Annotated in this window: 11 protein-coding genes; 6 read left to right on the top strand and 5 right to left on the bottom strand. The window is 54.6% G+C overall.

What is annotated here, in order from left to right; translation table 11 throughout:
• Nucleotides 1-75: 75 nt before the first annotated feature.
• From ACLHIL_RS01740 to ACLHIL_RS01725, 4 genes are all read left to right on the top strand, one after another.
• Entirely contained in the window at nt 76-441 is a 366-nt protein-coding gene (locus tag ACLHIL_RS01740; protein ID WP_411296198.1) for a translocase, read from the top strand.
• 23 nt (nt 442-464) lie between these two features.
• Nucleotides 465-926, top strand: coding sequence for a twin-arginine translocase TatA/TatE family subunit (locus ACLHIL_RS01735; RefSeq protein ID WP_411296197.1), 462 nt, complete (start codon nt 465-467; stop codon nt 924-926).
• 58 nt (nt 927-984) lie between these two features.
• Entirely contained in the window at nt 985-2,019 is a 1,035-nt protein-coding gene (gene tatC / locus ACLHIL_RS01730; RefSeq protein ID WP_411296267.1) for a twin-arginine translocase subunit TatC, read from the top strand.
• Nucleotides 2,020-2,361: 342 nt separating this feature from the next.
• On the top strand, nt 2,362-2,625 hold the full coding sequence (locus tag ACLHIL_RS01725; RefSeq protein WP_411296196.1) for a DUF6457 domain-containing protein: 264 nt from the start codon (nt 2,362-2,364) through the stop codon (nt 2,623-2,625).
• A gap of 233 nt (nt 2,626-2,858) precedes the next feature.
• On the opposite strand, the gene dnaG is transcribed toward ACLHIL_RS01725, so the two are convergent.
• Complete coding sequence (gene dnaG, locus ACLHIL_RS01720) at nt 2,859-4,817, bottom strand: DNA primase (protein WP_411296194.1); 1,959 nt, start codon at nt 4,815-4,817, stop codon at nt 2,859-2,861.
• A 45-nt stretch (nt 4,818-4,862) separates the two neighbouring features.
• The gene (locus ACLHIL_RS01715) at nt 4,863-6,101 is read right to left on the bottom strand and encodes a deoxyguanosinetriphosphate triphosphohydrolase (RefSeq protein ID WP_411296193.1); all 1,239 of its coding nucleotides are present in this window, start codon (nt 6,099-6,101) and stop codon (nt 4,863-4,865) included.
• A gap of 36 nt (nt 6,102-6,137) precedes the next feature.
• On the opposite strand from ACLHIL_RS01715, the gene ACLHIL_RS01710 reads away from it, so the two are divergent.
• On the top strand, nt 6,138-7,187 hold the full coding sequence (locus tag ACLHIL_RS01710; RefSeq protein WP_411296191.1) for a hypothetical protein: 1,050 nt from the start codon (nt 6,138-6,140) through the stop codon (nt 7,185-7,187).
• 211 nt (nt 7,188-7,398) lie between these two features.
• Here ACLHIL_RS01710 and dusB read toward each other — a convergent pair whose 3' ends face one another.
• Genes dusB through ACLHIL_RS01695 form a run of 3 tightly spaced genes read right to left on the bottom strand, consistent with a single transcriptional unit; the run spans nt 7,399 to nt 11,440 of the window.
• A complete protein-coding gene (gene dusB / locus ACLHIL_RS01705) occupies nt 7,399-8,784 on the bottom strand; it encodes a tRNA dihydrouridine synthase DusB (protein WP_411296190.1) in 1,386 nt (461 codons plus the stop codon).
• Complete coding sequence (locus ACLHIL_RS01700) at nt 8,781-10,016, bottom strand: YibE/F family protein (protein ID WP_411296189.1); 1,236 nt, start codon at nt 10,014-10,016, stop codon at nt 8,781-8,783. The genes dusB and ACLHIL_RS01700 overlap by 4 nt, the downstream gene beginning before the upstream one ends.
• Entirely contained in the window at nt 10,016-11,440 is a 1,425-nt protein-coding gene (locus tag ACLHIL_RS01695; protein ID WP_411296188.1) for a glycine--tRNA ligase, read from the bottom strand. Before ACLHIL_RS01695 ends, ACLHIL_RS01700 begins: the two co-directional genes overlap by 1 nt.
• Before the next feature lie 157 nt (nt 11,441-11,597).
• Here ACLHIL_RS01695 and ACLHIL_RS01690 point away from each other — a divergent pair, with 157 nt between their 5' ends.
• On the top strand, nt 11,598-12,752 hold the full coding sequence (locus ACLHIL_RS01690) for a metal ABC transporter substrate-binding protein (protein ID WP_411296187.1): 1,155 nt from the start codon (nt 11,598-11,600) through the stop codon (nt 12,750-12,752).
• Nucleotides 12,753-12,757 lie beyond the last annotated feature (5 nt).

The raw sequence follows: 12,757 nt of genomic DNA, 5'->3' as shown, positions 1-12,757 counted from the left end.
CACATTTTCCGTCCTCACCTCATTTTACTGCCTACCCGCTGGCTGAGCACTGCACTAAATATGTAGGATCAAGCTATGGAGTTTTTTGGGATCTCAGGTGGGGAATGCATCATCATTCTCATCGTGTGCATTATTGTGCTTGGTCCCGAAGCAATTATTCAAGGGCTGAGAACCCTGCGATCAGCTATTAATGCGGCAAAAGGTTTCTCTGCCCGAGTACGCGAAGAAACTCGGTCCGATCTCTCTGCTACTGGGCTCAGCGATCTGACGTCCTCTCTGGATTTCAGTGGGCTTGATCCTCGGCAGATGATTCGCAATGCCGTTCGCGAGGAAATGGATGCGTGGATGAAACAAGCACAAAGCTCGCCTGCCACGCCATCACAATCTCCGCCTGCAACTCCGCCGATCCCTCCCACTGCCGCGCCAACACACCCAGCCTAGCTCTGGCTTCGAAAGGACTCGCAATGAAACCGGTTCACGTTATCATCGTTATTATCGTCTTGCTTATCCTCTTTGGTACTGCCAAACTGCCCGATATTGCCCGCTCCCTCGGTCAGTCTGCCAAAATCATTAAGAAAGAGATGCGAGAACTAGGCGAGGACGAAAACAAAGCTCTTCCCCCAACTCAGCCAACCGCAGGAAGCTATCCACCCCCCGCCTATCCAGCGCCGGGAACTGGAGCATATCAACCTGGCTATCCTTACCCGCAGCCGACTGCACAGCCCGCCGCTAATCCTGGCGCGTATCCGCCGGCCGCAGCTCCGGGGCAACCGGTCGGCTACCCCTATGGCTATCCACAGCCGGGCATGACTCCCCCAGCAGCCGCCCCTGGATATGAGGTAGGAAATACCCCAGCCGGAACTAACCCGAATCAGCCTGCCACGCCCCCCAATCCAACTGACGAAACCCCCAACACAAACGCATAATTCTGCACTCGGAAAGAGATCTCCCGCCGTGAAACGTTCCCGTAATCCTGAAGGTGTCATGCCTATTCGCGCACACCTAAGGGAACTGCGTAAACGTATCCTATGGAGCTTATTTGGGATATTCTGCGGAGCCATCGCCGGATGGTTTTTATACGATCCGGCGATGAAGTGGATTACCACTCCTCTGATTGAGCGAACCGACCATGCCGCAGTCCTTAATTTTGAAACCATCGGCGCAGCTTTCGATCTCAAACTCCGACTGTCTATCTGGATTGGCGTACTCATTTCCAGCCCGTGGTGGGTTATTCAGCTCTTCGCCTTTATCTTCCCAGGGCTCAAACGACGCGAGAAGCTCTACGTCCTCATCTTTGGCTTTGCCGGTATCCTTCTCTTTGCTGCCGGTGCCACCTCCGGGATTATGATGGCCCCCCGAGCAGTCGAAATCCTCGCATCGTTCACCCCAGAAAATGCCGTGAACTTCCTGCGCGCCACGACCTACGTCACCTTCTACATGCGGCTCGTTCTTGCTTTTGGATTATCCGCATTACTGCCTGAAGTCCTCGTCGTCCTGAATTTCATTGGGATATTGTCGTGGCGGGCTATGCTGCGGGCATGGCGTTGGGCGGTTGTTGTCTGTTTTGTTTTCGCAGCTATCGCTAATCCTCTTCCCTCACCCTGGCCAATGACGATTCAAGCCTTTATCCTCATTGCCTTGTATATATTGGCGGTCGGGATTTCGTATATCCACGATCGGATTATTGCCCGACGCCGGGCACGTATCGACGCTGCACTAGAGGCACACGCTGCCTCTTCGGTTAATACTGACGGATACGCTAACGAACACCAGTCCTATACCGATGGACGGGGTAGCGCCTCGCACACCGGCTACCCGCCCTACCAGGTGGACGCCACTGCGCCTTATCCCCCAGCCAGCTCAACACGTACCTCAGGAGCTCCGGCAGGGCAGCCCGAGGCCTCCGAGGTTCACTCCGATATACCTATCATCCAGCCTGCTCCGCTCTACACCACGCCGATTCCCCCTCCGCTCATTCCACCAACGAGCGTGCCTCCTGAGGAGGCAACCGGAGCATAGCCCTCACGGCGGATCCTCCAGGATTTGTAACGATCTCCGAGCAGGGATTTGAGATCTCTGAGCAAGTTTTCAGGATCTTTGAGTGCAGGGTTCTTTCCTTCCTCGCTTACGCCGCCGTCCGTCCTCTCTCCGCAGCTTTCTCACTCGCTGTTTTAGCTCTTCTCTCTCTTTTTTCCCCCCCCCATGTGGAATTTTCCTTTGCTATGTAGATATGCCGTTATTTTTCTGTGCAACACATATATTTTCTCTGCCGTTGCACATCTGACACGCTAGCTGTTTCGACCCAGTAAACTGGCATGTGAATAGCACTGCTATTAACTGGTTCATACCGGAAGGAAAGCTATGTCTAACGAAGAGAAGAAGATGGCTGTCATGGATGCGTGGCTTGCCGCAGTTGCTGAAGAAATCGGTGCTCCCATTGACGTGATCCGCACCCACCGAGACGAATTACTCAACCTCGTCTCAACAATCGCTCACGGCCCCTCCCGCCCTGGCGCCCCTATGACGATGTTCCTCCTGGGCATGTGCGCCGCACAAGAGAGCGATGTCAGCGCGCTAACCGCCAAAGTCAGCGACCTCGCACAGCGCTACACACCTGCCGAATAATACAATCATCGTGGCGGCACCGGCGCAGTGATAACAGGATACTGCGCCGGTGCCGCCACATAGGTTTTGCTACCCGATATTGCTATAAACCGCTATCCTCTCGCGGCATACCAGCGCTCACTGCTCTCGCACGCCACCCCATTGCTGCGCCAGCGCCAGCTACGGTTTAACGTCCCTTCCGCGTTAATATCCCAGCCCATCATGCCAGCGCGCCACCGCGACGCACTCCGTCTTTACGTATCAACCTCATCAAAACGCCGACGCTGAGCTTCCAACTCAATAATTCGCGCCAACAACCGCTCCTGCTCCGGCGAATCAGCACCAGAGCGCTGCATCTGCCCACGCACATCGGCAATCTGACGAGTAATCCCCTGACGAATCAACGACATCATAATCCCGCGAACAAACGGCCACTGTGCCTCCACACCCGAATGAGGCAAAGGCTCAATCGCTAGTTGGGAAATCCCCTGATGTACCACCCCGTCAGCTTGCTCTAATACCTGTGCAACAAACCACTGCCCAGCTTGTTGTGCACGCTGCCCCGCATCCTGCACACCTGAATCACGTAGCTGTTCATAGCGCCGCTCATACATAACAACTCCACCAGCAGCCCGAATCGCATCATGAATCGCCTGATGCATCGGAACAGTAAAACTGCGCGCCGGTAACTCCTGCGCATTCGCCGCCCGAGCTAAACCAGGAAGCTGCAACATCGCCGCCAACGCAAGCCGCTCCGTGCGAGCCACCGGATCCTTCACCGCAGATAACTGCGGCAACGGCATATCCGTGCCCCGCTCCACTATCGAACCATCAGCGTGCTCTAACATCTGCACTGGGCGGCCAGCCGTTTTCACCGTCTGCTCCACCAGGCGCTCATCCATTGACAACCAACCCGCCAACTGGCGAATATACTCCGCCCGCAGAACCCGATCCCGAATCGTTGCAACAATCGGCGCAGCCGCCCGCAAGCCTGCCGTGCGCCCCTCCGCAGTATGCAAAGGAATAACACGAAGTAGCGACTGAATAACAAAAGCGAACAACGGCTGGCGGCGTTCAATCATCTCACATACCGCTTTATCGCCATACGTCATCCGCACCTCGCACGGATCCAATCCGCCCGGAGAAATCGCGATAAACGTCTGCGCTGCAAAGCTTTGATCTCCGCTAAAGGCTTTCAACGCAGCTTTCTGCCCGGCCTCATCGCCGTCGAACGTAAAAATAATCTCCCCGCCGATTACTGCACCCGAGGAAAACTGCAGACCAGCCGCCGGATTCGCAACATCACGAATCAACCGACGAACAATCTTGGCATGCTCGTCCCCAAAAGCCGTACCACATGTTGCCACCGCATACGGCACACCAGCTAAATGCGCGGCCATCACGTCGGTATAGCCTTCCACAATAACGATCCGACGATCCTGCGAGATTGCCTTTCTCGCCAGATCTACCCCGTACAACACTTGGGATTTCTTATAAATCGCCGTCTCAGGAGTATTGAGATACTTCGGGCCATCACCAGAAAGCTTACGCGCACCAAAACCGATGGTATCGCCAGTAATGGAACGTATCGGCCACATTACACGACCACGAAATCGGTCATAAAGCCCGCGCCCGCCCTGGGAAGCCAGCCCAGACGCCGCAATCTCTGCCTCCGTGAAGCTATTGCGCCGCAACTCTTTTAACAGACCATCCCAACTATCAGGAGAATAGCCGACGCGAAAATGCGCGATAGCCTGCGCATCAAAACCACGCTCTGCCAGCATTTGCCGAGCTGGCTCAGCCTCGTCGGTACGTAACTGGGCAACATAAAACTCTTCGGCAATACGGTGCGCATCCACCAACCGCGAGCGGTTCACGCCCGCCGGTGACTCTCGCCGCTGGCTTCCCTCTTCATATTTCAGCTCAACCCCAACTTTTTGGGCCAATAACTCCACTGCTTCAATAAAGGGAATGTGCTCAATGCGTTCAATAAACTCAATCACATCGCCGTTAGCCTGACAGCCAAAACAGTGCCATCGCCCCACCTGAGGGCGCACATTAAAAGACGGCGTTTTCTCGTCGTGGAATGGGCACAGCCCCTTAAGAGACGCAACCCCGGCGCTTTGCAAAGACACATATTGACCGACGATTTCTTCAATCCGCGCGCGTTCGCGCACCTCATCAATACTTGCCCGTGCAATCAACCCAGCCACGGCGCTATTGTACCGTGCCAATCACAAACACCACAGACCATGCCTCTAGTGGCGTAACATTCCGCAATAGCGCGAATGCCATTCCCGAGCTGACTGATCCGTCAATGACGCCAACTGATCGACCACAACCCGCCACCGTGCGTCATTATCCCGCGCTTGTTCCCACATATCAGCAAAATGCGGCTCAAGACGCTCCTGTGGGCACTCTTCAATCACATCAGCTAAATCCATCAGAATTGTTCGCTGCTCAATATAACCTTGGTCGCTCTCCCGAGGAGCCATCACAAAATAGACCGCAATCCCTTTAAGGAACATAATCTCAGCCCGAGTTTGCGCTGGCACAACAACATTGCCCGCATAGCGGGTTAAGGCATGGTCATATTTCTCCCGAGTGGCCTGGCAGATCGCAGAAATAAAGCGCCCAATAAGATCTGACGTTAAATCCTTCAATCGGGCAAGATCTCGCAGCGTCCCCGCATAGGAATGCGGCCAGGAAGGCATGCTAAACAGCCGATTTGCCGCAGCCGCTAACTCCTCGGCGCTCACTTTCTCCCCATACCAGCCCAAGGTGGCCGTGATAACGTCATCGACTCCAGATTCGTGGCGCACCCCAAAAGCATCGGGGTTGAATTTCCGACGGACAATCGCATCCTCAATATCGTGAATCGAGTAGGCAATATCATCCGATAAATCCATGAGCTGAGCTTCTACGCACGTCCCCTGCCGATCGCCCCGCACCCAGTCAAAGGCATCTAGTTCCTCGTCATACACCCCGAATTTAGCTGCCGAAGGGCCCGCCGGATTCTTCCCATTAACCCACGGATACTTGATCGTGGCATCAATGGTGGCGCGAGTCAGATTTAATCCGACGGAACGCCCCTGCGGATGAAAACGTTTCGGCTCTAAACGGGTAAGCACCCGCAGCGTCTGGGCGTTGCCCTCAAAGCCCCCAATATCGGCAGCGATATCGTTAAGAACCGTCTCCCCATTATGCCCAAACGGCGGATGCCCAATATCGTGAGCTAGACATGCCGTTTCAACCACATCCTGATCTGCACCCAGGTTCTTCGCCAGCGAACGCCCAATCTGCGCCACTTCCAGCGAATGGGTCAACCTATTGCGAATAAAGTCATTGGACTCCGGACCAAGCACTTGCGTTTTCGCTGCTAGTCGACGTAACGCCGAAGAATGTAGCACTCTGGCACGATCCCGTTCAAAATCTGTGCGGGACGGATTCTTGGCTCGTTCACAGACCCATCGTTCCATATCAAAACTGGTGTACACAGGTTAACTTTAACCGTCCGTGGCACAATAGGGCATATGGAATTGCCAGTAGATCATCTCAGATCCACATCGACGACGCAGCTATATCGTGCGCCGTCCTTTTCCTTTCCCGGTTTTGATCATCACGTGTGGTATCACGTTCAGCCCCATGAAGTCCCTACCATGCAGGCCGCGATTGATATTATCCGCGCGCAAACTCGGTTAGGAATACAGGTTTTCACTTTCCCGGCGGTGTGCACCGACGCAGACCCTCATTACTGTGCCGCGGTCATGGAAAAAGCGCAACAGCGCGGGGTGCGTATCTTGGTTCATATTCCGGTAACAGACTCTGACTCAAATACTCCGGATCACGTCACTTCTTCCCAGCGTCACGACATCCTCAACGAGTGGATCTCTCGCGGAGCAGTCGGTGTTGACCTGGGCGAGATTGACTTAACGCAACCACAAAACCACGAATTTGCCCAACATCAGGCTTTACATCTTTTACAGGCAGAAATACAAGGAATTAATCCCGACGCTATCGTTTCGCTCTTCTTGCGCGGCCCCAGCCTCGAAGCAATCACTGCCCATGCCCTTGAGGATTATGTTCACGTTTTGCGCTACGAAGTCACCAATGCCCCGTCAATTCATGCGCGATCTTTATCTGATCGACTCTTTGAAGCAATTGCCCTCTCCGATGCGGTTGGGGCCTTGCCATCGTGGAATTGTTCCGGGGGGCTATACAACCTTACGGGAGGCCGGCTCAGCGCCTCAGCAACCTTACTCATGCGCTGTTTCTTGCCAGGAATTTTACACTTCCATGAGCACGTCGAAGGCTACTCACCCTCTACCCGTCATGCGCTGCGGATTCGTCATTCTCTCAACCTATATCGGGCAAATATGCTCATTGATGATAGCCAGGCGGATGACGGTTTTATCTGGCTCATCACTGATCCCGTTGACATGCTGATCAATTTCGGCCCGTATGACTATCATGTGCCCAACGACGGACGAGTTCTCGTCTCATCCATGATTGCGCTACCGCAAGTGGGCAACGATTTAGTCATTCCCCCTGGCGAAGTTGCCTGGCGGCGACGCGACCAGTAAAGCACCAAAAATCCTACTGGCAAAACATCCTATTCTCGCCTGCCGTAGCGCTTGGCAGGTTTGCGCGCGCAAACGCCACACGCCGGTTAGCTTCTTACTAACAATGCTTCGGGCGTCATCTTTGCCAGTCTTTAGTGATCACAGTGCAGCTAATAGAATCCAATCCCTTGCGTCGGTTCTGATCGCCGTTTTTACTCCTCCCCACAGAGGGCTATCCGCCAGAAACGTTTATCTCAGCCTCCCGTAAGGCCCGTTGATGTTCCTCACTCAGTTCGTGCGAACTCAACCATCCCTCTGGCAGATGGGCTCGTTTTTCCCCGCCACTGCGCCCGCGTTTGCCTTCCGCGGCACTCGGATAGGGCTGATCCTCAAGCGCTGCCAAACGTTCATGCAGCTCTTCCCGACTGGAAATAAGCGCTAAATCGTGGCGCGCCGCACCCCCGACGGAAAAGCCACGCAAATACCATCCAACATGTTTGCGCATCTCGCGCATTGCCCGATCTTCGTCATGAAAATGCTCAACAAGGAGGTGGGCATGCTGCTCAATAATCGCCGATACATCACGCAGAGTTGGGCGTGCCCGACGGGAGGATCCGTGATAGTCCGCGTATAGGTCATAGAACAGCCACGGACGCCCCTGGCAACCACGCCCAACCACCACACCTGCGGCTCCGGTTTGCGCAAGCATGTCACGAGCGTCAGCAGCCTCAAAAATATCGCCATTACCAAAGACCGGCAGTTGCGTGTATGCCACCAGTTCAGCAATCCGCGACCAATCTGCCTGCCCGGAATAATGCTGCGTTAAAGTTCTCGCATGTAGCGTCAATGCCGCAATACCTGCGTCCTCGCACATTCGCGCCACATCGCGGAAAGTCTCATGCTCGTGATCGATCCCGATACGAAACTTGGCAGTGACGGGAACACGCCCGCCACTTGCGCGTTGCGCCGCCCGAACTGCCGCCCGCACAATAGCGGAAAATAGATCGTGTTTCCACGGTAGCGCCGCCCCGCCCCCTTTACGAGTCACTTTCGGTACTGGGCAGCCGAAGTTCAGATCAATGTGATCTGCCCAGCCGTGAGCGATAAGCAGTTCCACCGCATTGGCAATACTGCGCGGTTCAACCCCGTAGAGCTGGATCGAACGCACCGGATCACCAATATCAGGCTCAATCATTCGCAGGCTTTCCGGGGAGCGTTCCACTAGCGCACGGGCAGTAATCATTTCGCAGATATACAAACCATCACAGGCATACGTTCCCGCGCGATCATCATTGTGTTTGGGGTGCCCTAACTCGGCTGCCGCCGCTGCCGCACTGAGCCGGCACATCTGCCGGAAAGGCGGATTCGTCACCCCAGCCATTGGGGCAAGCACAATCGGGGTTCCCAGCTCTAAGGCGCCAATGCGAAGCGTTCCAGCTTTGGTCTCGCCTGCTTTGCTAGGCGGATATTGCGCTGCCCTTTGGCAATAGCGATCATCGAAAGCGGAATTCGTAGTCGGTTGGGATGAGTGGATCCAGCCGGTCATCTTTTGCACTAGGCGGTTATCACCGTCGTAGTCACGTTCTATCCGCGCTGGGGCGACGGGGAAAGGCATCATTGATTAGCTCCTCGCGTCGGGGCAACTGGAGCGAGTCGCGTCGCGATAGCCGTTGTCATCGGGATAGCGAGCACAAGGCCAATTGATGGAACGAGAGTGCGGACGATCTCCTCAGCGATCTCGCCAACAACCATTAGATCTAAGAACCCACGTTCAATCATCGCCGCGCTCATTAGCAGCGGTAACGCCGATCCGACGTAGGCGAATGCCAGAGTGTAAACCGTTGAGGCAATATGGTCGCGGCCAATCGTCATAGCCTGACGGAAAATTGTGAAACGGGATGCCGACGGATTCGCCCCATGTAGCTCCCATACCGCTGATACTTGCGAGATAGTGACGTCATTGAGCGCGCCTAAACCGGCCAGAATAATGCCGCACACCAGGATATGGTTCATCTGCAAATATCCCAGTTGTCCATAGAGCGAAACAGCCCCGTCGGAAAGCGTTCCAGTGAGATTTGCCCAACGCACGCACACCCCCGCAAGGATTCCGGTAATAACTAATCCGCACAGCGTGCCAATGACGGCTGTCGTTGTGCGAATCGAGATACCGTGTGCGCAGTAAATAGAGAAAAACATCATCGCACCGGCACCGACGATGACCACTAATATTGGCGGTTTACCCAGAATCAACGCTGGCAGCATGAAGAATGCGACCACGGCGAGAGACGCAGCTAATCCCAAAATTGCAGCCAGGCCTTTACGGCGCGCAACCAGGGCAACAACGAGAACATACAGCGCCGCCAGGGCCGCCAGCGGTATTCCCCGCTCAAAATCGACAAAGATATACGGGGTTCCTGAATCTATCGCGGCCGCATTGAAAATAGCACTGACGCGATCTCCTGGCTCTAGACCGTTCGAGACAATATCAAACGGGACGTGCAGCGGAACAGTGACGCCCTTATCGTCAAGCGTCATCGTCACAGATGTATTGCCGAGTTTATCTACTCCGCCAACTTCGGCAATCTGCCCGTGAACAATGCTGCCGCTGGTCAGCGGGGTGTGCACTGCTGGGCGTTCGGCGCTAGGCCATAACAATAGGCAGCCGATTAAGGTTGCCACAGCCACCGGAATAACTATCGCCGCTAAAACGATTCGCACCCGGCGGCGATCTGCCGGCGTCAAATTCAGCCGAGCATTATGGTTATGGCTGTGCGGGGGCACCTGCTCGCAGTCACGCTCAGAACCAGAGGTGCCCAGGCCCTCGGAAACCGTATCCGCCGCCTGATTCACTAGCAGCCGACCAATTTACCAGCGAGGTAGCTCTCCACGTCATCAATCGGAATTCGGATCTGCTCCATTGAATCGCGATCACGAATCGTTACCGCGTTATCTTCCAAAGAGTCAAAATCGACAGTGATACAGAATGGCGTGCCGATTTCGTCTTGCCGACGGTATCGACGCCCCACCGCACCTGCGTCATCAAATCCAACATTCCAATTCTGACGCAAAGCCGCAGCTAAATCTTTAGCCAACGGGGAAAGCTGCTCAGAGCGCGATAGCGGAAGCACTGCCGCTTTGACGGGAGCTAGCCGCGGATCCAGCTTAAGCACCGTGCGCTTATCGACGCCGCCCTTCGTATTTGGCGCCTCATCTTCCGCATACGCCTCAACGAGGAAAGCCATCAAGGAGCGGGTCAGACCGGCGGAAGGCTCAATCACGTAGGGAACGAAACGTTCACCACTGGCCTGATCGAAGTACTCCAACCGCTTTCCAGAGGCCTCAATATGGGACGTTAAATCGAAATCTGTACGATTTGCAATGCCTTCCAGCTCACCCCATTGGCTACCTTGGAACCCAAAGCGATATTCCAGATCAACGGTGCGCTTGGAATAATGCGAAAGTTTCTCTTTCGGATGCTCATAAACTCGCAGGTTATCCGGGTTAATTCCTAAATCGGTGTACCACGCCAGGCGCTCGTCAATCCACGCCTGGTGCCACTGCTCGTCAGTGCCTGGAACGACGAAGAACTCAATCTCCATTTGTTCAAATTCTCGGGTACGGAAAATGAAATTGCCGGGAGTGATTTCGTTACGGAAGCTCTTTCCCACCTGGGCAATACCAAAAGGTGGCTTCATACGAGCGCAGGACATGACGTTAGCAAAATTCACGAAGATACCTTGCGCTGTTTCTGGGCGCAGGTAATGCAATCCGCTCTCATCATCAACCGGACCAAGGAAGGTCTTTAATAAGCCAGAGAAGGCTTTGGGTTCGGTCCATTGACCACGATTGCCACAGCTTGGGCATGGCAACTGGGTTTTATCCACCTGCGATTCATCGATGCCCTGCTTGGCAGCATAGTGCTCAATAAGTTCATCTTCTCGCAATCGCTTATGGCAAGCCAGACATTCAATCAGCGGATCAGTAAAGGTGGCAACATGCCCTGAGGCTTCCCAGATCGCTCGGGGAAGGATGACCGAGGAATCAATACCGACGACATCCGCACGCGACTGTACATTGCGCCGCCACCACTGCCGTTTGATATTTTCTTTCAGTTCCACGCCGAGTGGACCATAATCCCACGCCGAGCGCGTCCCACCGTAGATTTCTCCCGACGGGAATACAAATCCACGCCGTTTGGCGAGAGAGATAACATTATCCAGACGCGAAGGTGCCGGCTTGGCCACTGCGATTGCTCCTTTGATTGCCGCCCACATCTGGATGATGCAGGCTCTACCTCCGTTAATTCTACGAAAGATTGCGCACTGCGGTCACGCTCCGCCCCAGACCGATAACAGTGCATACCATCACAAACTCCGAACTAAGCAGGCCTGAAATTGACGGTATTACCCCCACTAGACAAGAATGATTCTCATGAACATTAAGAAGTACTGTGCCCTGGCAGCCGGCGCGCTTCTCGCCCTAGCTGGCTGCTCCGATACCACCTCATCGTCAGAATCCGGTAGTTCCTCCGCATCGGGGACCTTGGCGGTGACCACCTCGTTCTACCCGCTCGCCTACTTGGTAACGCAAATCGGCGGAGAACACGTCACCGTCACCGATCTCACCCCACCCGGATCCGACGCCCACGATCTTGAGCTATCTCCCCGCGAAATAGCTGATATGCAGAAAGCAGATCTGATTTTCTATGTTGCCAAGCTCTCTCACGCCATTGACGACGCGGTAGAAAGCTCCGGCGTGAAGAACGCCGTCAACATCGGCGATTCCGTGAATTTACTGGAATACACCGAGATTACGAAAGCTACTGGCGCACAGGCTACTGGCGCACAGGCTACTGGCGCACAGGCTACTGGTGCACAGGCTACTGACGAACACGATCACGAACACGATCATGCAGCCGGCAGCACCGATGAACATGGCGACCACGACCATGACAAAGACAGCGCCGAAAAAGAATCCGGCAGCCACGACCACGACTCTGCCGATGCCACCCAAGACAAGCATGACGAACACAGCGACCATGACCACGATGGTCACGACCACGGGACTCGCGATCCGCATTTTTGGACCGACCCATCCCGTATGGCACGTGCCGCTGACACAGTAACTCAAGAGCTCGTTAAACTCGATCCCGATCACAAGGCTGACTACGAAAAGAACCTGGCCAGCGTCAAAGACAAGCTCTCCAAGCTCTCTGCAGACATTGCAAAGATCACTCCCAGCCAGTGCCGCACCAATGCTTTCGTCGTTTCTCACCAAGCATTTTCATATCTCGCAGTCCAAGCAAAACTGACCCAAATTGGTATCTCTGGTTTTGACCCAGAAAGTGAGCCATCACCAGCTCGAGTACGCGAAATCAGCGACTTAGCGAAAGCACACAAGATTGACACCATCTTTGCTGCCACCGACGGCGAAATGAAAGCCGCCAAAGCCATTGCCGACGAAGCAGGAGTTAAAGTAGAAATCCTGGACGCACTAGAGAGCCAACGTGACCCTTCAAAGGATTACATTGCAGTTATGTCCCATAATATTGAACTGCTGCAAAACTCTATGGGCTGCCAGAAGTAAGCCTT

This window comes from Trueperella sp. LYQ143 (assembly GCF_046599595.1).
In the GTDB taxonomy this organism is placed as follows: Bacteria; Actinomycetota; Actinomycetes; order Actinomycetales; family Actinomycetaceae; genus Trueperella.
Note: the sequence above shows the minus strand (reverse complement) of the source record. Positions and strands in the feature narration are given on the sequence as shown.

Excerpts from the sequence above, each read along its gene's own strand:
- ACLHIL_RS01740 (WP_411296198.1), top strand. The coding sequence starts at position 76 with ATGGAGTTTTTTGGGATCTCAGGTGGGGAATGCATCATCATTCTCATC.
- ACLHIL_RS01735 (WP_411296197.1), top strand. The coding sequence starts at position 465 with ATGAAACCGGTTCACGTTATCATCGTTATTATCGTCTTGCTTATCCTC.
- tatC (WP_411296267.1), top strand. The coding sequence starts at position 985 with ATGCCTATTCGCGCACACCTAAGGGAACTGCGTAAACGTATCCTATGG.
- ACLHIL_RS01725 (WP_411296196.1), top strand. The coding sequence starts at position 2,362 with ATGTCTAACGAAGAGAAGAAGATGGCTGTCATGGATGCGTGGCTTGCC.
- ACLHIL_RS01710 (WP_411296191.1), top strand. The coding sequence starts at position 6,138 with ATGGAATTGCCAGTAGATCATCTCAGATCCACATCGACGACGCAGCTA.
- dusB (WP_411296190.1), bottom strand. The coding sequence starts at position 8,784 with ATGATGCCTTTCCCCGTCGCCCCAGCGCGGATAGAACGTGACTACGAC.
- ACLHIL_RS01695 (WP_411296188.1), bottom strand. The coding sequence starts at position 11,440 with ATGTGGGCGGCAATCAAAGGAGCAATCGCAGTGGCCAAGCCGGCACCT.
- ACLHIL_RS01690 (WP_411296187.1), top strand. The coding sequence starts at position 11,598 with ATGAACATTAAGAAGTACTGTGCCCTGGCAGCCGGCGCGCTTCTCGCC.